General features: G+C 60.8%; 23 protein-coding genes, 2 tRNA genes and 1 riboswitch. Of the genes, 7 read left to right on the top strand and 18 right to left on the bottom strand.

Annotation, left to right across the window (positions count from 1 at the left end):
* Positions 1-110: 110 nt before the first annotated feature.
* The 13 genes from moaE to Q9290_RS02575 form a co-directional block, all read right to left on the bottom strand.
* The gene (moaE, locus tag Q9290_RS02635; protein ID WP_306078068.1) at positions 111-551 is read right to left on the bottom strand and encodes a molybdopterin synthase catalytic subunit MoaE; all 441 of its coding nucleotides are present in this window, start codon (positions 549-551) and stop codon (positions 111-113) included.
* 1 nt (position 552) lies between these two features.
* Positions 553-798 (bottom strand): molybdopterin synthase sulfur carrier subunit, encoded by a 246-nt coding sequence (gene moaD / locus Q9290_RS02630; RefSeq protein ID WP_306078067.1) that lies wholly within the window; start codon positions 796-798, stop codon positions 553-555.
* On the bottom strand, positions 795-1271 hold the full coding sequence (gene moaC / locus Q9290_RS02625) for a cyclic pyranopterin monophosphate synthase MoaC (RefSeq protein ID WP_306078066.1): 477 nt from the start codon (positions 1269-1271) through the stop codon (positions 795-797). The genes moaD and moaC overlap by 4 nt, the downstream gene beginning before the upstream one ends.
* A 3-nt stretch (positions 1272-1274) precedes the next feature.
* Positions 1275-1784 (bottom strand): molybdenum cofactor biosynthesis protein B, encoded by a 510-nt coding sequence (gene moaB / locus Q9290_RS02620; RefSeq protein WP_306078065.1) that lies wholly within the window; start codon positions 1782-1784, stop codon positions 1275-1277.
* A 133-nt stretch (positions 1785-1917) separates the two neighbouring features.
* A complete protein-coding gene (locus Q9290_RS02615; RefSeq protein ID WP_306078064.1) occupies positions 1918-2511 on the bottom strand; it encodes a cytochrome c3 family protein in 594 nt (197 codons plus the stop codon).
* A 9-nt stretch (positions 2512-2520) separates the two neighbouring features.
* Positions 2521-2970 carry a nitrate reductase cytochrome c-type subunit gene (locus Q9290_RS02610; protein WP_306078181.1) on the bottom strand — a complete coding sequence of 150 codons (450 nt, stop codon included), beginning with the start codon at positions 2968-2970 and terminating at the stop codon, positions 2521-2523.
* 31 nt (positions 2971-3001) lie between these two features.
* On the bottom strand, positions 3002-5491 hold the full coding sequence (napA, locus tag Q9290_RS02605) for a nitrate reductase catalytic subunit NapA (protein WP_306078063.1): 2490 nt from the start codon (positions 5489-5491) through the stop codon (positions 3002-3004).
* Positions 5488-5757, bottom strand: a complete 270-nt coding sequence (locus Q9290_RS02600; protein ID WP_306078062.1) for a chaperone NapD — start codon at positions 5755-5757, stop codon at positions 5488-5490. Before Q9290_RS02600 ends, napA begins: the two co-directional genes overlap by 4 nt.
* Positions 5744-6253 carry a ferredoxin-type protein NapF gene (gene napF / locus Q9290_RS02595; RefSeq protein WP_306078061.1) on the bottom strand — a complete coding sequence of 170 codons (510 nt, stop codon included), beginning with the start codon at positions 6251-6253 and terminating at the stop codon, positions 5744-5746. Before napF ends, Q9290_RS02600 begins: the two co-directional genes overlap by 14 nt.
* Positions 6254-6450: 197 nt before the next feature.
* On the bottom strand, positions 6451-7431 hold the full coding sequence (gene moaA, locus Q9290_RS02590) for a GTP 3',8-cyclase MoaA (protein ID WP_306078060.1): 981 nt from the start codon (positions 7429-7431) through the stop codon (positions 6451-6453).
* Positions 7419-7562, bottom strand: a riboswitch (molybdenum cofactor riboswitch). Its footprint overlaps the gene before it by 13 nt.
* A 342-nt stretch (positions 7563-7904) precedes the next feature.
* Complete coding sequence (locus Q9290_RS02585) at positions 7905-8279, bottom strand: Hpt domain-containing protein (protein ID WP_306078059.1); 375 nt, start codon at positions 8277-8279, stop codon at positions 7905-7907.
* The gene (locus tag Q9290_RS02580; RefSeq protein WP_306078058.1) at positions 8272-9651 is read right to left on the bottom strand and encodes a sigma-54-dependent transcriptional regulator; all 1380 of its coding nucleotides are present in this window, start codon (positions 9649-9651) and stop codon (positions 8272-8274) included. The genes Q9290_RS02585 and Q9290_RS02580 overlap by 8 nt, the downstream gene beginning before the upstream one ends.
* Before the next feature lie 229 nt (positions 9652-9880).
* Positions 9881-10639 (bottom strand): Nif3-like dinuclear metal center hexameric protein, encoded by a 759-nt coding sequence (locus Q9290_RS02575; RefSeq protein WP_306078057.1) that lies wholly within the window; start codon positions 10637-10639, stop codon positions 9881-9883.
* Positions 10640-10692: 53 nt separating this feature from the next.
* Here Q9290_RS02575 and Q9290_RS02570 point away from each other — a divergent pair, with 53 nt between their 5' ends.
* Positions 10693-11493 carry a DUF1853 family protein gene (locus Q9290_RS02570; protein ID WP_306078056.1) on the top strand — a complete coding sequence of 267 codons (801 nt, stop codon included), beginning with the start codon at positions 10693-10695 and terminating at the stop codon, positions 11491-11493.
* 8 nt (positions 11494-11501) lie between these two features.
* Here the strand turns inward: Q9290_RS02570 and Q9290_RS02565 are convergent.
* Both Q9290_RS02565 and Q9290_RS02560 read right to left on the bottom strand, forming a co-directional pair.
* A tRNA-Cys gene (locus Q9290_RS02565) sits at positions 11502-11575 on the bottom strand.
* An 18-nt stretch (positions 11576-11593) separates the two neighbouring features.
* A tRNA-Gly gene (locus tag Q9290_RS02560) sits at positions 11594-11669 on the bottom strand.
* A gap of 182 nt (positions 11670-11851) precedes the next feature.
* On the opposite strand from Q9290_RS02560, the gene ggt reads away from it, so the two are divergent.
* The 3 genes from ggt (at position 11852) to Q9290_RS02545 (ending at position 15579) form a co-directional block, all read left to right on the top strand.
* Positions 11852-13570 carry a gamma-glutamyltransferase gene (gene ggt / locus Q9290_RS02555; protein ID WP_306078055.1) on the top strand — a complete coding sequence of 573 codons (1719 nt, stop codon included), beginning with the start codon at positions 11852-11854 and terminating at the stop codon, positions 13568-13570.
* A gap of 112 nt (positions 13571-13682) precedes the next feature.
* A complete protein-coding gene (locus Q9290_RS02550; RefSeq protein ID WP_306078054.1) occupies positions 13683-15239 on the top strand; it encodes a methyl-accepting chemotaxis protein in 1557 nt (518 codons plus the stop codon).
* A 1-nt stretch (position 15240) separates the two neighbouring features.
* Positions 15241-15579, top strand: a complete 339-nt coding sequence (locus Q9290_RS02545; RefSeq protein ID WP_306078053.1) for an MGMT family protein — start codon at positions 15241-15243, stop codon at positions 15577-15579.
* A gap of 12 nt (positions 15580-15591) precedes the next feature.
* On the opposite strand, the gene Q9290_RS02540 is transcribed toward Q9290_RS02545, so the two are convergent.
* Positions 15592-15756: a hypothetical protein gene (locus Q9290_RS02540; RefSeq protein ID WP_014292697.1), complete on the bottom strand. Its 165-nt coding sequence runs from the start codon at positions 15754-15756 to the stop codon at positions 15592-15594.
* Between the two features lie 102 nt (positions 15757-15858).
* A complete protein-coding gene (topA, locus tag Q9290_RS02535; protein ID WP_306078052.1) occupies positions 15859-18486 on the bottom strand; it encodes a type I DNA topoisomerase in 2628 nt (875 codons plus the stop codon).
* A 336-nt stretch (positions 18487-18822) separates the two neighbouring features.
* Between topA and astB the strand changes: the two genes are divergently transcribed.
* The gene (gene astB / locus Q9290_RS02530; protein WP_306078051.1) at positions 18823-20157 is read left to right on the top strand and encodes an N-succinylarginine dihydrolase; all 1335 of its coding nucleotides are present in this window, start codon (positions 18823-18825) and stop codon (positions 20155-20157) included.
* 97 nt (positions 20158-20254) lie between these two features.
* On the opposite strand, the gene sohB is transcribed toward astB, so the two are convergent.
* Positions 20255-21274, bottom strand: coding sequence for a protease SohB (gene sohB / locus Q9290_RS02525; protein ID WP_306078180.1), 1020 nt, complete (start codon positions 21272-21274; stop codon positions 20255-20257).
* 148 nt (positions 21275-21422) lie between these two features.
* Here sohB and Q9290_RS02520 point away from each other — a divergent pair, with 148 nt between their 5' ends.
* Both Q9290_RS02520 and Q9290_RS02515 read left to right on the top strand, forming a co-directional pair.
* Positions 21423-22193: a YciK family oxidoreductase gene (locus tag Q9290_RS02520; RefSeq protein WP_306078050.1), complete on the top strand. Its 771-nt coding sequence runs from the start codon at positions 21423-21425 to the stop codon at positions 22191-22193.
* A gap of 110 nt (positions 22194-22303) precedes the next feature.
* A complete protein-coding gene (locus tag Q9290_RS02515) occupies positions 22304-23203 on the top strand; it encodes a LysR family transcriptional regulator (protein ID WP_306078049.1) in 900 nt (299 codons plus the stop codon).
* Positions 23204-23245: the final 42 nt, after the last annotated feature.

Here is a 23245-nt window from a genome sequence, read left to right as displayed (position 1 = left end):
TGTGAAGCCGACCGTCAATCATGGATGACATTTGCCGAGCGTCCCAAGGAGGGGCTTGAAGCGTGTCGGCGGAGTGCAACCGCACTGCTGCTTCGTTCACCGGGCGTCAGTCACCACTTGCTCGCCGCTTCGGTGTCGCTGTCCTTGGCATCCACCCAGCGCTCGCCCTCACTGGTGCGCTCCTTTTTCCAGAACGGCGCCCGGGTCTTCAGGTAATCCATGATGAAATGGCAGGCGGCAAACGCCGCTTCCCGGTGAGCGCTCGCCACCCCCACGAACACGATTTGATCGCCAAGCCGCAGCGCCCCCACCCGGTGAATGACCCGGCACTCCAGCAACGGCCAGCGAGTGTTGGCCTCGGCCACAATTTTCTCAAGCGCGTGCTCTGTCATGCCCGGATAGTGCTCCAGGGTCATGCCACTGACCGCATCGCCCTGGTTCATGTCCCGCACCTTGCCCACAAAGGTGACCACGGCGCCGGTCTGGTGAGACTGACTGAGGGCGGCGTATTCGGTGGCAAGGCAAAAGTCGTCGGTCTGTACCCGAATCATCTCAGCCTCCGGTTACCGGTGGAAAAAACGCCACTTCATCGCCGTCCTTGAGCTCAGTTGCCGATGTGGCCACCTCGTGGTTGACCGCCACCAACAGGCTGTTGTCGGCCAGTACCCGGGCCCAGTTGTCATCACGCCCGGCGAGGTGCTTCCGCAGGGCATTTACATCGGCATATTCCGCATTGACGGCCAGCTCGTCTTCGCCCAGTTGTTCCCGCACGCGGGCAAAAAATACCACTTTAATCATTTGGCCTTGAACTCCCCGGACTTGCCGCCCCGTTTTTCCAGCAGGCGTATGCCCTCGATCAGCATGTCTTTCTGTACCGCCTTGCACATGTCGTAAATGGTCAGCGCCGCCACCGAGGCAGCGGTGAGGGCTTCCATTTCCACCCCGGTCTGACCCGCCAGCTTGCAGTAGCTTTCTATGCGCACCCCGCCCCGCTCGCCATCAGGCTCGAGTTTGACCTCCACTTTCGACAGCGCCAGCGGATGGCACAGCGGGATCAAATCAGATGTTTTCTTGGCGGCCATGATGCCGGCAATGCGGGCAGTGGCAAACACATCGCCCTTATGATGCCGGCCTTCCACGATAAGCGCCAGGGTCTCGGGGGCCATCAGTACCCAGGCCTCGGCCCGGGCTTCCCGGCTGGTCACCGCCTTGTCGCTCACGTCCACCATGTTGGCCTCGCCCGAGGCGTTGATATGGGTCAGCTCACTCATGACTTACACCAGATGCTGGACAAAGTTGCAGGGCTTGTGACGGGCATCAAGCTGCTCCGCAAGAATGCCGTTCCAGCCGGTACGGCAGGCGCCGGTGGATCCCGGCAGACAGAATACCGCGGTGCGGTTGGCCAGCCCACCCAAGGCCCGGCTCTGCACCGTGGAGGTACCCAGCTCCTGATAAGTGATATGGCGGAACAACTCGCCAAAACCGTCAATTTGAGTGTCAAGCAGCGGACCTACCGCCTCGGGAGTGGTGTCGCGGCCGGTAAAGCCGGTGCCGCCGGTGATGATCACCACCTGTACCTCGGGGCTGGCAATCCAGCGCGATACCAGGGCACGAATGTCGTACTTGTCATCCTTGAGAATGACCTTTTCCGCGAGCTTGTGGCCGGCACCGGTAAGCGCCTCCACCAGAAAACGCCCCGAGGTGTCGGTGTCTTCGGTACGTGTGTCGGACACGGTGAGCACCGCGATATTGAGCGGCACCAGCTCCTGGCTTGCATGACTCATGAATGTACCCCTTGATACTTTTACTTAAAAATACTTACTGTCCGCATTGTTCACACCATGGCGCGACAGGTCAATAACAAAAAAAGCCTGCGGCCATGATGCCACAGGCTTTTGTACGCTTCATGGATCAGGATCAGAAACCGGCCACATCGCTCATGTCGGGCAGGCTGTGTGCAATGCCCTTGTGACAGTCGATACAGGTCTTTTCACCACTGGCCAGTGACGTGGAATGGGCTTCGGCGGCGCGATTGCCCTGCACGCTGAAGTCCATGTAGTCGAAGTTGTGGCAGTTGCGGCATTCCCGGGAATCAGTCTCCTTCATGCGTTGCCATTCCCGCTCCGCCATGTACCGGCGATGCTCCTCGAACTTCTCGGGGGTGTCGATAACGCCGGTGATCTTGCCCCACACCTCCCTGGACGCGGCAATCTTGCGCACTATCTTGTGAGTCCACTCGTGGGGCACGTGGCAGTCGGGACAACTGGCCCGTACGCCGGAGCGGTTGGCATAGTGAATGGTATCGCGGTATTCCAGATACACATTGTCATGCATTTCATGACAGCTGATGCAGAAGGTCTCGGTGTTGGTCATCTCCAGGGCAGTGTTGAAACCACCCCAGAAGATCACGCCGCCGACAAAGCCCAGCAACAGCACCACCCCCGCCGCCACCCGGGCCGGCGTACGAAACACCCGCCACAATTTCCTCAGCAGTCCGTTTTTGTTCGCCATAAGGCCTCCTTAGCGCAGTGACTCGACCGGCGTAAAGGTGTTCTCCACCAGCGGCGCGGCACCGGTCTGGGGCACGTGGCATTGCTGGCAGAAATAGCGCCGGGGGCTGATGTCACTCAGGGTCAGGCCATCCCGGTTTTCATAGTGGGTCGGACTGACTCGGGGGGCATTGCGGCTGGCAGCGTTCTTCCAGCCGTGACACGACAGGCACTGATTGACCTTGAGATCCACCTCATAGTCGCGCACCTGATGGGGGATCAGTGGCGGCTGATGAATGTATTCCCGGTCCTGAATGCCCTGATCTTTCAGCGGGTCTTCAATACGTGCCGGTGCCGGATCCTGTTCCAGCGCCATATGGCCACGGAGGGCGCCGAGATTGCCGGCGTCGGAGGCGGCCACGGCCAGCCCGGACAGGGCCAGCAGCAGCGGGGCAATAACATGTCTTGCGGTGATGGTCATCATGCGTTCTCCATCTTGCTCACTGAGTCGGTCAGGCCTTGGTCACTCTGACGGCGCATTTCTTGTAATCGGTTTCCTTGGACAGCGGACAGGTCGCATCCAGGGTCAGCCGGTTTATCAGCTGGCTTTCATCAAACCAGGGCACAAACACCAGTCCTTGCGGCGGCCGGTTGCGGCCCCGGGTTTCCAGCCGGGTTTTCATCTCACCCCGGCGCGAGGCCACCACCACTTCGTCGCCCCGGCGCAGGCCCCGGGCTTTGGCATCGTCCGGGTGCATGAATACCTGGGCCGCCGGGTAGGAGCGGTGCAGCTCGGGCACTCGCCGGGTCATGGAGCCGGAGTGCCAGTGCTCCAGTACCCGGCCGGTGGACAACCAGAGATCAAATTCGGCATCAGGCTCTTCCGCCGCCGGCTCATAGGGCAGCGCAAAGATCACCGCCTTGTTGTCTTTATGGCCATAGAATTGCACGCCGCTGCCTTTTTCAACGTAAGGGTCATAGCCTTCCCGGTAGCGCCACAGGGTTTCCTCGCCATTGACCACCGGCCAGCGCAGACCACGCTCCTGGTGGTAACGGTCGTAGGGTGCCAGATCGTGGGCATGGCCCCGGCCAAAGTCGGCGTATTCTTCGAACAGGCCCTTTTGCACATAAAAGCCGAAGTGATCCCGCTCGTCGTTGAACTCGTTCTTGCAGTCTTCGGCGGGAAAGCGATCGACCTGGCCATTAGTAAACAGCACCTCATAGAGGGACTTGCCCTGGTATTCCGGCATTTGCGCCAGCAGTTCCTCGGGCCAGACCTCTTCCATGGTGAAGCGCCTGGAGAACTCCATCAGTTGCCACAGATCCGAACGTGCCCCCTCGGGCGCCTTGACCTGCTGATACCACACCTGAGTACGGCGCTCGGCGTTACCGTAGCCCCCTTCCTTTTCCACCCACATGGCGGTAGGCAATACCAGATCCGCCGCCTGGGCGGTCACCGTGGGATACGGGTCCGACACCACCACGAAGTTGTCGGGATTGCGGTAACCGGGCAGGGTTTCCTCATTCATGTTGGCTGCCGCCTGCATGTTGTTGTTGCACATCACCCAGTAGGCATTGAGCTTGCCGTCCTTGAGCATGCGGTTTTGCAGCACGGCGTGAAAGCCCGGCTTGGGATTGATGGTGCCCTCGGGCAGCTTCCAGATTTTCTCCGCCACGGCCCTGTGCTCGGGATTGGCCACCACCATGTCGGCGGGCAGGCGGTGGGCAAAGGTGCCCACTTCCCGGGCGGTGCCGCAGGCAGACGGCTGACCGGTCAGGGAAAACGGACTGTTGCCGGGCTCGGAAATCTTGCCGGTGAGCAGATGAATGTTGTACACCATGTTGTTGGCCCAGGTGCCCCGGGTATGCTGGTTAAAGCCCATGGTCCAGAACGACACCACCTTGGTATTCGGATCGGCGTAGGCCTGTGCCAGGGCTTCCAGGCGCTCGGCGGGCACGCCGGAGAGCCCGGCCACGGTATCGACATCGTAGTCGGCGACAAAGGCGGCAAACTCCTCAAAGCTCATGGGGCTGGACGCCCCCGAGTCGGGGTGCGCGGCCGCTTCCTGGCGTGGGTGGGTCGGGCGCAGACCATAACCGATGTCGGTTTCACCCTTCACAAAGCGCACATGGCGGTTGATGAAGTCCTGATTGACGTGACCGTTTTCAATGATGTAGTGGGCGATGTAGTTGAGAATGGCCAGATCGGTCTGGGGTTTGAACACCATGCCGTTGTCGGCCAGCTCGAAGCTGCGGTGCTCAAAGGTCGACAGCACATGCACCCGCACATGGGGCGCGCTCAGCCGACGGTCGGTCAGCCGCGACCACAGAATGGGGTGCATTTCCGCCATGTTCGAGCCCCACAATACAAAGGCATCGGTGGCTTCAATGTCGTCATAGCAGCCCATGGGCTCGTCCATGCCGAAGGTCCGCATAAAGCCGGCCACCGCCGAGGCCATGCAATGGCGCGCGTTGGGATCCAGGTTGTTGGAGCGAAAACCGGCCTTGTAGAGCTTGGCGGCAGCGTAACCTTCCATGATGGTCCACTGGCCGGAGCCGAACATGCCCACCGCCTCCGGGCCCTTGTCCTTCAGGGCGGCCTTCCATTTTTCGGCCATGATATCAAAGGCCTGATCCCAGCTGATGGGGGTGAACTCGCCGTGCTTGTCGTACTGGCCGTCGGTCATGCGCAGCAGCGGTGTGGTCAGCCGGTCCTTGCCGTACATGATCTTGGACAGAAAGTAGCCCTTGATGCAGTTCAGGCCGCGGTTAACGGGCGCCTGGGGATCCCCCTGGGTAGCCACCACCCGGCCGTTTTGCGAGCCCACCAGCACCGAGCAGCCGGTGCCGCAGAAACGGCAGGGTGCCTTGTCCCACTTGATGACGGTTTCATCCCGGCTGGTGATCAGGTTGGTGGCCCCGGCCGGCAGGGCCAGCCCGGCGGCCGCGGCGGCAGCAGCCACGGCATTGGCTTTCATAAAGTCGCGACGATTCAGTTTCATGCTGGCTCCTCACCGGCCTCAAGCTCGGCAAACTCATGATAAATCAGGGTGGTGGACAGAATGCCGTCCATCTGGGCGATGGCATCAATATGCTGAACAAGGTGCTGCTGGCTGGGCCCTTCCAGGGATACCACCAGCTTGCCCTGCTCGCCGCTGACCGGCACCTCGGCCCCGGTCAGCCGTTCGATGGCCTCAATGGCGGTCTGCCGGTGCTCGGGGCGGCAGTACACCACCAGGCTGGCCACATGCCATTCATGCTTCTTCATGCTTGTCCTCCTTTACAATCTCGATGGCGCTCACCGGGCAAGCCGCCACACAGCCGCCACAGCCGTTGCAGGCGTCCCTGTTCAGTTCGGGTGCGGACACGGCACCCAGCCGGGGCCGAAAGCGGATGGCGGCAGGCTCACAGCCGTCTTCACAACTGCGACAATGCACGCCCCCGTGAGCCAGACAGGCATCACCAAAGGCGGCATGCTGGTGCCAGGGCGGTGTTTCCAGGGGGCGAAACAGAGGTTCGGCACAGGCGTTAACGCACTCACCACAAAAAGTGCACTCGCCCCTGGCAAAATAAATGGCCGGAAAGCCACCGTCGGCGGAAATGATGATGTGCTCGGGACAGGCGCTCACGCAGTCGCCACAACGGGTGCAGCCATCGGCAAATTGCGGCCATGCCACGGCCCAGGGCAAGGGTTGGGCGGGGTGTTCGGAGCCCAGCCCTCCCCTGAGCCAGCGCCGACGCGATAAATCGGGTGTGCTATCCATATGCTTCCCGTAGCTTGTATGAACTCACGAAGGTAGCACAAATGTTGCGCATGTGAGTCTGGTTATGGCGTTCTGCTCACAGGGTATGGGAAGGCGGAGCCGAAAAGAATGGCTCAAATGAGAAATTAGAGTGGGAGTTGATCGGGATCAATTAACCGCGGTCAGCAAGCCAACCGCGATGTTATGTCAAGGCTATGTCAGCCGCCAATGGACGCCAGGTGGGGAGTCATGCCGCTGTGGCCTTCATGCAGAAAATGCGTGGCCTTTTTGTCGGCCAGGGCTTCACGCAACCGGCGTTGCAGTGCCGCCTGCTGACCCTCGTTTTGCAGCAGATCACGCAAATCCACCCCGTATTCCCCAAACAGGCACAGGTGCAGCTTGCCCAGGGCCGAGACCCGTAGCCGGTTGCAGCTGGCACAGAAGTCCCGGGCGTAGGGCATGATCAGGCCGATTTCACCCACATAGTCTGCATGCCAGAACACTTCGGCGGGCCCGTCGTTATGGGCGCGCACCTTTTGCTGCCAGCCCGCTTCCAGCAGCTTTTCCTTGATGGCGGCGCCGCGCACATGGTGACGCTCAAACAACTCATCCATCTCGCCGGTCTGCATCAGTTCAATAAACCGCAGCTGAATGGGATTGGATTTTATCCAGGCCAGGAACTGCCCCAGCTCACCGTCGTTGAGGCCCCGCATCAATACGGTATTAACCTTGACCTGCTCAAAGCCGGCGGTAAAGGCGGCATCGATTCCCGCCATCACCTCGTGAAAGCGGTTCTGACCGGTGATCTGGTGAAACATCCGTGGGTCCAGGCTGTCCACACTCACGTTAATGGCATCGAGACCGGCGCTGCGCCAGTCGGCCACCCGTTCGGCCATGCGGTAGCCATTGGTGGTGGTGGCCACCTTGCGAATACCCGGCGTCGAAGCCACGGTTTCAATGATGTCGGTGAAGTCACGGCGCATGGACGGCTCGCCACCGGTAATGCGCACCTTGTTGGTGCCCATGGCGGCAAAGGCCCGGGTGATATGGCGGATTTCATCCAGGGAAAGAAACGACTTGCGCCCGTCCGGCCGATAGCCGTCGGGCAGGCAGTACTGGCAACGAAAATTGCAGACGTCGGTCACCGACAACCGCAAATAGTGAAACTTACGTGCGAACGCATCTTGTAATTCAAACATAAACACCTTTCCAAGACGGGAGGCGACGACATTTCTGTCGGCACCCTTACGAACCTTAATGTCGGTTCGAGCGGTCCGGTCACCTTATCGATTGTGACTTAGGTGGAACGGACTCGGAGTTTTAAACAACTTTCATGATTGTCGCTTTCACCTTAGGGGCAAACATTGCTTCAGATCAAGAAATATTTGTTCAGGGAGGCAAGGGAATAAGGTTTGAAAATAGCCGCAGGGACTGTGGGCTTCAGTTAGTACCATTTTTTCATATTGCGACAGGGCTTTGTTTCAAAATGGGAATATTCGCATTACGCAACGGTCATTTTTGGGTCCGTTTGACCGCGACCCCTTGTAGAATGGGCTTTTGCAAAGTTGGCACGATACTTTCATATATGTAAGCAGTCGTTTTTATCCCGTGCTCTCTTCAGCTCCCGCTGAAGTTCGGCCAACCCATTGGGTTGGCCATTTTTTTTGCCCATTTACCGGCGATCAAGTTCTTCCTGCACGCACGACAAGGTCTCTTGCAGCGCCTGTTGCCAGGCGTGCATCAACGCGGCACTCTCCGCCACATCGTAGCCACGGCAGGCCGCCTCCAGCTTTTCCGCCAGAAACTGACAACGCAAGGCGCCGTAACTGCCGCAGGCCGCCTTCAGACTATGACACCACCTGGCCATGGCATCATGGTCGTGGGCGGTAAAGGCGTCGGCCAGGGACGCGCCCTGCTGTACACCGTCTTCCGCAAATAACTGCAACAGGCGCCCGAGGGCCTCGCTGCCCAGATCCCGCTCCAGCTGTGCCAGGCGGGACGGGTCAAGCAAGGGCAGACGGACATGCAGCGACTGCCAGTCAGCCATGGTCGCCTCCCCAGCTTTGCAGTTTGCGGTAAATGGTGGACGGGCTCACTTCCAGCAGCGCCGCTGCCCGGGAAATATTGCCGTCGCAATGGGCGATGGTGCGCTCAATGGCCTGACGCTCGATCACCGCCAGCGGCACTATCGGCTGGGGCGTGGCCACCAGATCCCGCTCGGCGGCCGGCATCTCGGACAGGGGACGGTCCAGGGGCGCCGGCAGCATGTCCACCTCGATCCACTCGCCCTGGTGCAATACCACGGCGTTACGGATCACGTTTTGCAGCTGACGCACGTTACCCGGCCAGTGATAGGCCTGCAGCCGATCCTTGGTGGCTTCAGACAGGCCGACAAAATCCTTGCCTTCTTCCCGTGAAGCCTGCCGCACCAGGGCAGTGGCAATGCTGATGACGTCGGCTCCCCGCTCCCGCAAGGGAGGCAGGTGTACCGGGATCACGTGCAGACGGTAATAGAGGTCTTCCCGGAACCGCCCCTGCTCCACTTCCACCAGCGGATCCCGGTTGGTGGCGCAGACAATGCGCACATCCACCTTGACGTGATTGGAACTGCCCACCGGCTGGATCAGGCCGGTCTGCAGAAAGCGCAGCAGCTTGCTTTGCAGTTCCAGATCCATTTCGCAGATCTCGTCCATAAACAGGGTGCCGCCGTTGGCGCGGATCACGGCGCCGTCCCTGTCCTGCAGCGCGCCGGTAAAGGCCCCCTTGATATGCCCAAACAGCTCGCTTTCCATCAGATCCCGGGGAATGGCGGCACAGTTCAGGGCGATAAAAGGACCATCAGACCGGCCGCTAAGCTGGTGAATGGCCTCGGCACACACTTCCTTGCCGGTGCCACTTTCCCCGGTAATAAAGACGGTGGCGGTACTGGGAGCGGCATTTTCAATCAGCCGGTAAACCTTTTGCATCGGCAGGCTTTCACCGATAAAGCCCTGAAACCGCTCCCGCTCCATTTCGTGGCGATATTTGTTAACCAGCTGGTTGAGGTGACGGAATTTCATGGTGTTGTGCAGAGTGACCTTGAGCCGCTCGGCTTCCACCGGCTTGCTGATGAAGTCGTGAGCCCCCAGGCGCATGGCGTCGACGGCCACGTCCACCGAGCCGTGAGCGGTCATCACTATGGTGGTGACATTCAGTTGCTCCTGGTGCAGCCATTGCAGAATTTCCATGCCCGGCATGTCGGGCAGGATCAGATCCAGCAACAAAATATCGGGCGGCTGGCGACGAATATGATCCAGCGCCTCCTGACCACTGCTGACCAGGGTCAGCGACAGAGGCTCGTCCTGCAAGAACAATTGATACATGGCCGCCAGTGACGGGGTATCTTCCACCATCAGGACATTAAGCCTTTGCTCTACCATCTCGTTTCTCTCGTTGTTTCCATACCAGTTGTTTTTCAGCTTTCAGACAAAAAAGGCTTGCCATCGAGTAACGTCATGTTAACATCATTTCAACATTCGTTATGACTCATTTGTCACTCTTGTAGTTCCGCATTTTCATGCGTTAGCGCGATGTGAACGAAGCCTGTTTTATGCCCGTGTGGCTGCTGCGAAACCAGGGACGGACCTCCGCCCTGGTCTTTTTTTGTGCTTACGCCGGGTTGTCGATGTCGACAAAGTCCACCTTCACGGCATGCTCGGCCGCCAGCCATTCGCCCAGCGCCTTGACGCCGTAACGCTCGGTGGCATGATGGCCCGCCGCAAAGAAGTGCACGCCCAGCTCTCTGGCCGAATGCACCGTCTGCTCCGACACTTCACCACTGATAAAGGCATCCATGCCCTGCTCCGCCGCCAGATCGATATAGCCCTGGCCGCCGCCTGTACACCAGCCCACTCGCCGAATCTGCTCAGGGCCGTCTTCGCCCACGTGCAGCACGCGGCGACCCAGCCGCTGCTCAATACGGGCAGCCAGCTCACTGCCGCTCATGGGGGCGTCAAGCTCGCCGGCCATGGCCACCGACAGCGGATTGTCACATTCAAGCGGGCCGGTGACGCGAATGCCCAACAGGCTCGCCAACTGGGCGTTGTTACCCAACCCGGGGGCAATATCCAGCGGCAAGTGATAGGCGTAAAGGTTGATATCATGGCTGAGCAGGGCCTTGAGACGGCGGCGCTTCATGCCGCGTACCGGCTGGGACTCGCCCTTCCAGAAATAACCGTGGTGCACCAGTATTGCATCGGCGCCAAGGGCCACGGCCCGGTCGATCAGCGCCTGACTGGCGGTCACGCCGGTAACGATGTGACGTACCTCGGCGCGTCCTTCCACTTGCAGGCCATTCGGGCAATAATCCCGAATGGCGTCCACCTTCAGCTGCCGGTTGAGCAGCTGTTCGAGCTCCATGTTATTCATGCTGGCTCCCGTCATTTGAATTTGGCCCATTGTAAATCATAAAGAGAATGGTTATGAGCCCTTTACTCAACGACTTGTTGGATCGGCTGACCCACAACGAAGTGCGTGATCTGGCCTGGGCCATTGGCAGCCCGGGCCTGTTATCCGGTCTGGAGCAGGCGCCGGACGATAACTGGTATGCCGCATTGCTGGAAGAATACCGCCCGCGCCTGCTGGCACTGGACAGCAAGCCTGCCCTGTTGCAGCGGCATTGTGGGAGCTGCCGCCGTTTGGGTCAGTATTTCGAGGCCCTCTGGCACTTTTTCCTGCTGGATCATGCCCGCTTTCAGGTGCTGGGTTATAACCGTCAGCAGGTGGTCGCCGGCCGGACGCTCGGGGCCTTTGATTTGCTGTTATGGGACCAGCAATACCGGCGCATTGAGCACTGGGAGCTGGCGGTAAAGTTTTACCTGATCACCGATACCAGCGCCCCCGAAGACAGCGCCCTGGGCATCAACCCCTGCGACAGGCTGCGTCGCAAACTGGATCACATGCAGCAACACCAGTTACGGCTCAGCCGGCAACCCGAGGTAAAAAAAGCGCTGATGGCGGAAGGTCTGATGCCGGCGCATACTCGGCTGATCATGAAAGGACGGCTGTTTTACCCGCAACACGCGTCCCTGCCCGCAGGCCGGGCCGCGCTCACCGGCAGATGGGGTCATGGCGAACCGGGCACCGGCTTTGAGCCACAACACAAACTGGGCTGGATGACCGGCGGGCGACGCACCCACGAACAGCGGGATCGGCAAAACTACCTGGACCGAAACGGTAACTGGTATGTAAGGGTAGACAGCAACTGGAACGAAGAGAGATAACAGAGATATGGAGGCGCGTTCCGGAGTCGAACCGGACTGAACGGATTTGCAATCCGCTGCATAACCGCTTTGCTAACGCGCCTTTGCAGAAAGTGTTGATTGGAGCGGGAAACGAGATTCGAACTCGCGACCCCAACCTTGGCAAGGTTGTGCTCTACCAGCTGAGCTATTCCCGCTAATCAAGTTAAACCTCAACAGCTCGCTGCCGTTGATGGAGTGGCATTATAGGCAGGCCGCTTTGTAATACAAGGCATTTTTCTCAATATTGTTCTATTTGCCTTAATTTTCAGCATCTTGAGTAAATTTTTGGCTCCATGACTGCTAAGCTTGCCAGCAATTTCCCTCTATGGAGTCTGTTATGCGCCTGCTTCTGCTCGCTCTGCTCTGGCTGCCCCTGGCCCATGCCGATAACCGGCCCGCCCCCGAGGCTGCCACCGGCTGGCAAACGCAACCCCTGGTTCAGGCCAAAAATGCCATGGTGGTCACCGCCAATCCCCATGCCAGCAAAGCGGCGCAGGCCATGCTGGCCAGCGGCGGCAGCGCCGTGGATGCCATGATTGCCGCCCAGATGGTACTGACCCTGGTAGAGCCCCAGTCCTCCGGGTTGGGGGGCGGCGGTTTTCTGGTGCACTGGCAACAGGATGAACAGCAGCTCAGCACCCTGGATGGCCGGGAAACCGCGCCGCAGCAGGCGCCATCCGAACTGTTTCTCGACGATCAAGGCCAGCCTCTGGGCTTTATGGACGCCGTGGTGGGCGGACGCTCGGTGGGCACACCGGGCACCGTGATGCTGATGTGGCAGGCCCACCAGCGCTTTGGTGCCCTGCCCTGGCGTGAGCTGTTTGCCCCGGCCATTGGCCTGGCCCTGAACGGCTTTGACGTCTCGCCCCGGCTGGCCCGGCTGATTGCCGGCAACGCCGACAGCCTGCGCCGGGATCCCCAGACCAGGGGCTACTTTTTCGATGCCGATGGCCAGCCACTGAGCGCCGGCCATCACCTCACCAACCCGGAACTGGCCGCCCTGCTGACCCGGCTGAGTATTGAGGGGCCATCGGCCTTTTATTCCGGCAAAATTGCTCAGCTGATGACCGACAAGGTACAGAAGGCATCCGGCCACCTGAGCCTGGCCGATCTCGGTCAGTACCGGGTGCAGCCTCGACCGGCGCTCTGCTTTCCTTACCGCCAGTACAAGATCTGCGGCATGGGACCGCCAAGTTCAGGCACCCTGGCGCTGGGCCAGATCCTGGGCATGCTGTCCCACTTTGAGCTGAGTACCATGGGCCCCGCCTCGCCCCGGGCCTGGCGGCTGATTGCCGATGCGTCTCGACTGGCCTTTGCCGACCGGGGCCGCTATGCCACCGACAGCGACTTTGTGCCGGTCCCGGTAGAAGGGCTGCTCGATGCCGATTACCTGGCCGGGCGCGCTCAATTACTGAAAAACACCGAGCAGGCCCTGCCCGCGGTCAGCCCGGGCGCTCCCAAGGGATACTGGCCCACGGCCCCCGACAGATCCCCCGAATTTCCTTCCACCACCCATATCAGCATCATCGATACCAAAGGCAATGCGGTCTCCCTCACTTCCACCATTGAAAATGCCTTTGGCTCCCGGCTGATGGTGCAGGGCTTTTTGCTTAACAACGAGCTCACCGACTTCGCCTTTGAGCCCGAAGTGAACGGCATGCCGGTGGCCAACCGGCTACAGCCGGGCAAGCGCCCGCGCTCCTCCATGAGCCCCACTCTGGTGTTTGACGACAAGGGCCAGTTGCTGCTGGTGCTGGGCTCTCCCGGCGGCAGCAGTATCATCGGTTATGTGCTCCATGCGCTGGTCAACATACTGGACTGGGGCATGGACGTGCGTGAAGCAGTGCATCAGCCCCATGTACTGCACCGGGGCGGCTCCCTTGAAATGGAGCCCTTCGGGCGTAATCTGGCACTGACGCCGGCCATGAAAACCCTGGGCTATGACATTCGCACCGGCGAACTCAACTCCGGGCTGCACCTGATCATGCGCACGCCCGCCGGCCTCAGGGGCGCCGCCGACCCCCGCCGGGAAGGCCTGGCCCTGGCAGCCGACTGAGCCCGCCGGTTAATGCCTGAGCACCCGACAAAAAAGACGGCGTTGTTCCCTCAAGTCTGGCGGGGCAACGCCGATAAACATCCATCTGCAAGCACAGCGAAACCGGATCTGCATGAACAGAAGAAACCAGCATGTCATCGACGAAGAAGTCACCTACAGCGATCAGGAGCAACTGGTATCCACGACCGACAAGCGCGGTGTGATCACCTATGCCAACGAGATTTTCTGCAAGGTGGCCGGGTTTACTCCCGACGAGCTGGTGGGCAAGAACCACAATATTGTGCGTCACCCCGACATGCCCAAGGCCGCCTTCAGGGATTTGTGGGAGCACATGCAACAGGGCCAGGCCTGGCGCGGGGCGGTCAAAAACCGCTGCAAGGACGGCCGCTACTACTGGGTGGATGCCTACGTCACGCCCATTGTCGAAAACGGCCAAGTGACCGGCTATCAGTCGGTGCGCACCCGGCTGGATCCGGCGGTGCGGGCCCGGGCCGAACAGGCCTATGCCGGACTGCTCGCCGCAGAGCAGCGCAAGACCCCGGCCATTGCCCCGCGGTTTCGCGCCTTGCTGCCCTGGCTGGCCGGGGCCACCCTGATCGGCCTGCTGGCAGGTGCCTGGGTTAACGGTGGCCTGATGGGCCTTGTCTGGAGCCTGTTGCCTCTTGGCTGGCTGATGCTGTGCTGCCGGGACCAGCTGTTTGGCGCCCCGCGCTATTTCAGCCGCCTGGGCAAGGAATACGACAGCCTGTCGCGGCTGGTCTATTCCGGCAACGAGTCCCACTCCATCGCCGACTACCACCTGGGCCTGTGGCAAGCCAGAACCCGCACCATACTGGGCCGGGTCGACGATGCCACCGGCTCGCTCAAGTCACTGGCAGCAGGCATGATGCAGGCCATGACCGGGGCCCGGGATGACCTCAGCCGCCAGGACAGCGACACCCACCAGATTGCCGCCGCCATTGATGAAATGTCGGCCACCGCCAACGACATTACTCAAAACACCCAGAAGGCCGCCAGCAACGCGGAAGAGGCTCAGCATCAGTGTCATCTGACTCAGGAGCAACTGGAGCAGACCCGGCAAAAAATCGTCGACCTGGCCCGGGAAGCGGAGCAGGCCGCCGAAGCCACGGTGGCGCTGTCGGAAGAGTCAAATCGCATCGGCACCCTGATGGTGGAAATTCAGGGCATTGCCGATCAGACCAACCTGCTGGCTCTGAACGCCGCCATAGAAGCCGCCCGGGCCGGCGAGCACGGCCGTGGCTTTGCGGTGGTGGCGGAAGAAGTGCGTGCCCTGTCTACCCGTACTCACGGTGCCACCGAGCAAATCCAGGGCAGCATCGGCCAGATCCAGCAAACCCTGGGCCGCTGGCGCACCATGATGGACGCCAACATGGCCCACAGCCACGAATGTGTGGAAGCCGCCGAGGCCGGCACCGAAAGCCTGGGCCGTGTGGTGCAGGAGATTGACCATATCGTGGGTGTGACCGTGGAAATTTCCGCCGCCGCCGGCCAGCAGCAACTGGTGGCCGAAGAGATCAGCCGCAATGTGCACCAGATTTCCCAGGCCTCTTCCGCCAACCTCGGCAAGATCCTGCAGGTGGAAACCTCCAGCAAGGAGCTGCTGGAGCGCTCTCAGGGGCTCAACGATCTGACCCACACCTTCTCCTGATATGCCCACCCCTCCCCGGCTGGCCATTCTGGAACTGCTCGCCCTGGTGCCGTCCGGCACGGTAGTGAGTTATGGTCAGCTGGCGGATCTGGCCGGTCTTCCCGGCCGGGCCCGACTGGTGGGAAAGGTATTGCGCGACGCCGATACTCAGGCTCTGCCCTGGCACAGGGTGGTGGCGGCCAACGGCACCATCAGCCTGCCGGCAGACAGCGAGGCGGCAAGTGAGCAACGCCAGCGCCTGCTGGCGGAAGGAGTGACCTTCACCGGAAAGCGGGTGAACATGAAACAGCACAACTGGCAGCCGGATCTGGCTGCCATTCTGATGTTGCTGAAATACTGAAAACCGGGCGGATCAGTCCAGTTCGTCGAGCAGATCGCTGATATGCACCTGAAAGGGAATGGTTTCGTCTTCCCGCTGCATGAGTACCAGCTCGTTTTTGACGTCCACTTCCAGCACATAGCCTGAGCCGTCGGTGGTGTGGCAGATCATGCCCGGTCTGACTTCACGAATATCCATATTCACTCCTGCTCAGGCGCTGCCTGAAGTCATCGCACGTCATTCCCTGTGCTCAAGAGTCCGGCGATCAGGGTCCGGGCATGGCCGGACCCTCGCCCGTCGTTATTTTTTACCTTTCTGGTGCTGCTGCCACTTGCCGTCCACGTAATGGGCAGTCCAGCCGGTGGCTTTTTTATTGACCTCGGTCATCACGTATTGTTCCTTGTTTTTACGGCTGAAACGCACCACCGCCTTGTTGCCGTCCGGATCTTCGGTAGGCGCCTCGGCCAGGTAGAGGAACTTGGGCGGCAGCCGGTCCTTAAAGCGTACCAGCTCTTCCACCAGGGGAGCACGGGTTTCCCGGGATTTGGGAAAATTGCTGGCGGCCATGAAGATGCCGGCGGCACCATCACGCAGCACGAAGTAGGCATCGGACTGGGTGCAGGGCAGCTCCGGCAGGTGCACCGGATCTTCCTTGGGCGGTGCCACTTCACCGTTTTTCAGGATCTTGCGGGTGTTCTTGCACTCGTCGTTGGTGCAGGCCATGTACTTGCCGAAGCGGCCGGTCTTGAGCTGCATTTCACTGCCGCAGCGATCGCAGTCGATGACCGGCCCTTCATAGCCCTTCAGCTTGAACTGGCCTTCTTCCAACTCGTAACCGTCGCAGTCCGGGTTCTGACCACACACGTGCAGCTTGCGCTTGTCATCGATCAGGTAGGCGTCCATGGCGGTACCACACTTGCCGCAGCGATGCTTGGCGCGCAGGGCGTCGGTTTCCGCTTCCTCGTCGTTGGCGAGCACGAATTCATCACCGGGGATCAGGTTGATGGTCTGCTTGCAGCGCTCTTTGGGCGGCAGGGCATAGCCGGAGCAGCCCAGGAACACGCCGGTGGTGGCGGTGCGAATGCCCATTTTGCGGCCGCAGGTGGGGCAGTCGATATCGGTCAGCACCATTTCATTGGCGCGCATGCCACCCGCTTCCGCCGGTTGCTCGGCCTTGTCCAGCTCCTCGCTGAACTCGGCATAAAAGGCATCGAGCACCTGAGTCCAGTTAAGCGAGCCGCCGGCAATTTCATCCAGCTTGCTTTCCATCTGGGCGGTGAAGTCGTAGTTCATCAGCTCAGCAAAGCTTTCCTGCAGCCGATCGGCCACGATCTCGCCCATTTTCTCGGCGTAAAAACGACGGCTTTCCACCTTCACATAACCTCTGTCCTGAATGGTGGAGATAATGGAGGCATAGGTGGATGGGCGGCCGATGCCGCGTTTTTCCAGCTCGCGCACCAGTGCCGCTTCGGTAAAGCGCGCCGGCGGCTTGGTGAAGTGCTGCTTGGGAGTCAGTTCGTTCAGAGTCAGGGTTTCACCCGCCTGTACCGCCGGCAGCTCGGTGTCCTCGCCCTTGCGGCTTTGAGGGGTGAGCACCTTGGTCCAGCCGGCAAAGCGCAGAATGCGGCCCCGGGCCTTGAGCTCGTAGTCGCCGGCGCGCACCGTGATGGTGCTGCTGTCGTACTTGGCCGGGGTCATCTGGCAGGCCACAAACTGACGCCAGATCAGGTCATAAAGCCGCTTGGCATCGGCCTCCATGCCATCGAGCTGTTCGGCAGAGAGGGTCACATCGGACGGGCGAATGGCCTCGTGGGCCTCCTGGGCATTGGCCTTGGCGCCGTAGGTGTTGGGGGCATCGGGCAGATAGGCGCTGCCGTGCTGCTCTTGAATGTAGTCGCGCACCGAGGCCACCGCTTCCTGGCTCAGGTTGGTGGAGTCGGTACGCATGTAGGTGATGTAGCCGGCCTCATACAGGCGCTGGGCCAGCATCATGGTGCGCTTGACGCCGTAACTCAACCGGGTGCTTGCCGCCTGCTGCAGGGTGGAGGTGATAAAGGGCGCCGGCGGCTTGCTCTGGGTGGGCCTGTCTTCCCGGGAAACCACTTCAAAGGAGCTGGCCCGCAGGGCGTCCACCGCGGCCATGGCGTCGGCCTCGTTGGTGGGGCGGAACTCCTTGCCCTGATATTTGGCCACCATCATCGACAGCGCCAGCTTTTCCTCGTTACTGAGCGCGGCCTGAATATCCCAGTACTCCTCGGGCACAAAGGCCTTGATTTCGCGCTCTTTTTCCACAATGAGCCGGACCGCGACCGACTGTACCCGGCCGGCGGACAGCCCCCGGGCCACCTTTTTCCACAGCAGCGGCGAGACCATGTAGCCCACCACCCGGTCGAGAAAGCGCCGGGCCTGCTGCGCGTTGACCCGGTTCAGGTTCAGCTCGGACGGCTGGCTGAAGGCATCCTGAATGGCCGACTTGGTGATCTCGTTGAACACCACCCGCTTGAAGCGGGCATCGTCACCGCCGATCAGCTCTTTCAGGTGCCAGGCAATGGCTTCCCCTTCGCGGTCCAAATCCGTTGCGAGGTAAACGGTGTCGGCCTTTTCGGCCAGGGCCTGCAGTTCGCTCACCACCTTTTCCTTGCCCGGCAGCACCTGATAGTCGGCCTTCCAGCCGTGCTCGGGGTCCACCCCCATGCGGGCGATCAGCGCCTTGTGATCCTTTTCCTTTTTCAGGCGGGCCTTTTCTTCAGGACTCAGGTGTTTGGTGTCGGTCTTGCGGGCAGCGGGCTTTCTGCCGCTGGCTGAGCCGGCGGTCGGCAGATCACGAACGTGACCCACGCTGGATTTGACCACATAGTTCCTGCCCAGGTACTTGTTGATGGTCTTGGCCTTGGCGGGCGATTCCACAATAACGAGAGATTTGCTCATAAAGCGCGTTGAAATCCTTAAAGTTCGGCCCCGTTCGGGCTGTTCGACGGCAGGGTACTGACGGCTGTATAAGTGATATAACCGTAAAAAGCAAACTTGCCGGGCCCGGGCCTGAAAAAAATTTCGGTGAATTTATATTTATTTATTAACGCCCTCCTATGGGCAGGAATCAACTGCTTTTTTGCCCTGCCTGCCTGTTCGCCCGCTTTTTATGCATCATTATTCCTGCCCCCATCCCGCTGGTCACATTTTCATTACAAGCTGTCGGAAAAACCAAATACAATGGCCACATTAGACATTTCTATGGGTTTAACACCCATTTAAAAGGAGATTATCATGACAGTCAGGGAAGCCAACTTTGATGGTCTGGTCGGCCCCACGCACAACTATGCGGGCCTGTCCTGGGGCAATGTAGCGTCAAACCGCCACGCCAGAAGCACCTCCAACCCGCGCCAGGCGGCGCTGCAGGGGCTCGACAAGATGAAAGCCCTGGTCGATCTCGGCCTGATACAGGGCGTGCTGGCCCCCCAGGAACGCCCGGATATGACCACCCTGCGCCGGCTGGGCTTTAGCGGCAGCGATGCCGAGGTGCTGGACAAGGCGTTCAGGGAAGATCCCCTGCTGCTGGCCGCCTGCTGCTCGGCGTCCGCCATGTGGACCGCCAACGCCGCCACTGTTTCCCCCGGCGCCGACACCCATGATGGCCGGGTGCATTTCACCCCCGCCAACCTGGTGAACAAGTTTCACCGTTCCCTGGAGCATGAGGTCACCGGGCGCATTCTGCAAAGGGTGTTTGCCGACGAGACGCACTTTTGCCACCATCCGGCACTGCCGGCCCACGAAGACTTCGGTGACGAAGGGGCCGCCAACCATACTCGCCTGCACGACGACCATGGCCGCGGCCTGGAGCTGTTTGTGTATGGCCGCAGTGCCCACCGGCCCGATACCCCGGCCCCGCAGCGCTACCCGGCGCGCCAGACCCTGGAAGCGTCCCGGGCCGTGGCCCGGCTGCACGGCTTGCAGGAGCACAACAGCGCCTTTATTCAGCAAAACCCGGACGTGATCGATCAGGGCGTATTTCATAATGACGTGATCGCCGTGGGTAACGGCAATGTGTTGTTCTATCACCAGCAGGCCTTTCTCGACCCTCATGGCATGCAGGACGAAATTCTGGCCAAACTGCCGGATGCCGGGCTGCACTTTATCGAGGTCAGTGACAGCGAGGTACCGGTGGCCGACGCCGTGAACAGCTACCTGTTCAACACTCAGCTGGTGACGCTTTCGCCCGGCCACATGGCGCTGATCGCGCCCACCGAGTGCGCTGAAACGCCCAGCGTCAAGGCCTATCTCGACCGGCTGACGGCCATGAGTACGCCCATCCGGGAAGTGCGCTTTATGGACGTGAAACAAAGCATGCAAAACGGCGGCGGTCCGGCCTGCCTGCGCCTGCGGGTCGCCATGTCCGACACCGAACTTTCGGCCGTCAACCCCGCCTGCCTGATGAACGACCGCCTGCACCGGCGGCTGAGCGACTGGGTCAATCGCCACTACCGGGATCGCCTGAGCCCGAATGATCTGCGCGATCCGGCACTGCTGATGGAATCCCGCACCGCCCTGGACGAGCTGACGCAAATTCTTGAGCTTGGAGCTGTATATCCGTTTCAGCGGTGAGTGTAAAAGCGGGGAATGGGGAATGGAAACCAGGGTCACTCCGGCGAAGGCCGGAGTGACGGGATATTTACCGACAAAAACTGGCGCCTGGCACGGCTCAGCCAAAGGGTCGCTGACCGGCTTCGTACAGTTTCATCAGGGCCCGGCTGACGCCTGCTTCCGCCGCCTTGCCCAGCTTGTCTTTCAGTTTTTGTTTGGGCTTGAAATGCAGGCTGATAATGCGCTTGTCGGTACTCTGGGCCAGCAGGTAATCACTGCTGGTCTGCAATGAATCCACCAGGCCCAGATCTTTGGCATCGCTGGCCAGCCAGTGCTCGCCGGTGGCCACTTGCTCCAGATCCATGTTGGGGCGGTTGTCGGCGATAAAGGTCTTGAAGCGCTGATGGATCACCTCCAGCTCCTCGCGAAACTTGGCCCGGCCGTGATCGTCATTTTCCCCGAACAGGGTCAGGGTGCGCTTGTATTCCCCGGCGGTGTGCAGCTCGATGTCGATATCCCGGTTTTTCAGAAACTTGTTAAAGTTGGGCAACTGGGCCACCACCCCGATGGAGCCGACAATGGCAAAGGGGGCGGCAATAATGCGCTCGGCCACACAGGCCATCATGTAACCGCCGCTGGCGGCCACCTTGTCCACTGCCACCGTCAGCTTCAGCCCGTGTCCCTTCAGCCGTTGCAGCTCGGCCGCGCCCAGCCCGTAACCGTGTACCACGCCGCCACCGGACTCCAGCCGCACCAGCACTTCGTCGCCGGGCTCGGCCAGTTGCAGCAGGGAAGTCACTTCCCGGCTCAGGCCGGTCACTTCATGGGCATCCATGCTGCCCTTGAAATCGAGCACGTAAAGCCGGCTGCGGGCATCGCCCTGTTTTTTTTCCACCTTGTCGGCCTGCTTGAACTCCTGCTTGAGCGTCTTGCGATCGGCATCGGTGATGGCGGTTTCCAGGCGCAGGCGTCGGGCCTGGCGGCGCAGCGCCGCACTCAGATCCTTAACCTTGATGCTGTCGCCACCCTGTTTCTGTTTGGCCGCCGCACCGGCGATCAGGGCAACAATGACGCCCACCGCGGCCACCCAGGTCAGGGCCTTGGCCGCAAACAGGCCGTATTCGTACAAAAATTCCACCATTATCTCTCCTCAGCTGGCTGTCAGCGTCATTGTAAAAGCCTCAAACAGGAACACCAATCGGCTTTTTTGCTTTCGGTACTGGCATAGTGCCCCGGAGTCTGGTTTGATCGGCTCACACTGAAATTGCGCACAGAGAACAAGGCACATGCTCGATTATCAACCCTCCCCCGATTTGCTCAAGAACAAGGTCATTCTGGTTACCGGCGCCGGAGACGGCATCGGCCGTCAGGCGGCCCTGAGCTATGGTGCCCACGGCGCTACCGTGGTGCTGCTGGGCAAAACGGTCAAGAAGCTGGAAGCCGTGTACGACGAACTGCTGGCCCAGGGCAGCCCGGAGCCGGCCATTATTCCCCTGGACCTGCAGGGCGCGACCAAACAAAACTACCTGGACATGACCGCCACCCTGCGCCAGCAGTTCGGCCGCCTCGACGGCGTGCTGTTCAATGCCGGCCAGCTGGGCGCCCTGGGGCCCTTTGAAATGATCGGTGAAGACGAGTGGGACCAGGTGATGCAGGTGAACGTCAAATCCCAGCTGCTGATGACCCAGGCCCTGCTGCCGCTGCTGAAAGACAGTAAGCCGGCCTCCATCATCTACACCAGCTCCGGCGTGGGCAAACAGGGCCGGGCCTACTGGGGCAGCTATGCCATTTCCAAGTTCGCCACCGAAGGCATGATGCAGGTGCTGGCCGCCGAGCTGGACGGCTCCGGCGTACGCGCCAACTGCATCAACCCGGGCGCCACCCGCACCAGCATGCGCGCCCGGGCCTACCCGGCCGAGGCCCCCTCCAGCCTGCGTACCCCCGCCGACATCATGGGTCCCTACCTCTACCTGATGGGCAGCGACAGCGAGGCTGTGAATGGCCAGTCCATCGATGCCCAGGCCGATCGGGTGGCCGGAGACACCACGCAAAGCTGACTGGACCTGGCTGACAGCACCGCCAAAATCGGCTAAAACTGAAGCAACACCAATAACAAGGGGCCGGCTCAAGGTCCCGTAACGGCATCGCCAAGGCAGGCATTTCATCCATGTATCGTCCCAAAAGCACGGTAGAGCAATGGCGTATCTTTCAGGCGGTGGTCGATTTTGGCGGCTACGCTCAGGCGGCGGAGAAACTGAACAAAAGTCAGTCATCCCTTAACCATGCGGTGGCCAAGCTGCAGCAGGCGCTGGGGCTGGCGTTACTGGAAGTGCGTGGACGCAAGGCCTGCCTCACCCCTCAGGGAGAAGTGTTTCTGCGCCGCTCGCGCAAGCTGACTCAGGACGTGGAAAGCCTGGAGCGGCTGGCCGATATTCTCTCCAGCGGATGGGAGCCGGTGCTGCGTATCGTGGTGGAGGCTTCTCTGCCCCGGGCCCCCCTTTACGAGGCGCTGGCCGAATTCCGTGGCCAGTCCCGGGGCTGCCGCATTCATCTGGTGGAGACCCAGCCGTCCGGCTGCCAGACGGTGATCAACCAGCAGGCCGCCAACATGGTGTTTGCTTCCCGCGCCTACCCCAACCTCACCTCACTGCCCCTGGCCACCACCGTCTATGTGCCGGTGTGTGCCCCCGGCCATCCGCTGGCGGAGCTGGACGAAGTGGGCCAGACCGAGCTCGAGCAACAGCTGGAGCTGGTGCTGGCCGACGGCAACGAGCAGGAAGAGGGCTGGGCCCGGGCCGAGCAGCGCTGGATCATTCACCACCTGCATGATGCCCTGTCGCTGCTGCGCCGGGGTGTGGGCTTCGCCTGGCTTCCCCTGGACGTGGTGTCCCCCATGATTAACGACGGCGTGCTGGTGCGGCTCAGCATGGTCAACCAGGCGCTGCGCAAGCGCTTTACCCATTTGATCCTGCCCGGCACCACCCCGCCCGGACCGGCCGCCAGCCTGCTGCTGAGCCTGATCCGCCAGCACTACGACGAGGGCAGCGAGTCCGAGAGCCCGCGCTGATCCTTGCCAGCCCGGGCCCGCTTCCTTATGCTCTTGGGCTCG

The organism is Oceanimonas aquatica (genome assembly GCF_030732065.1).
GTDB lineage: Bacteria > Pseudomonadota > Gammaproteobacteria > Enterobacterales > Aeromonadaceae > Oceanimonas.
The sequence above is the reverse complement of the archived record's forward strand: the minus strand, read 5'-3'. Positions and strand labels throughout refer to the sequence as shown.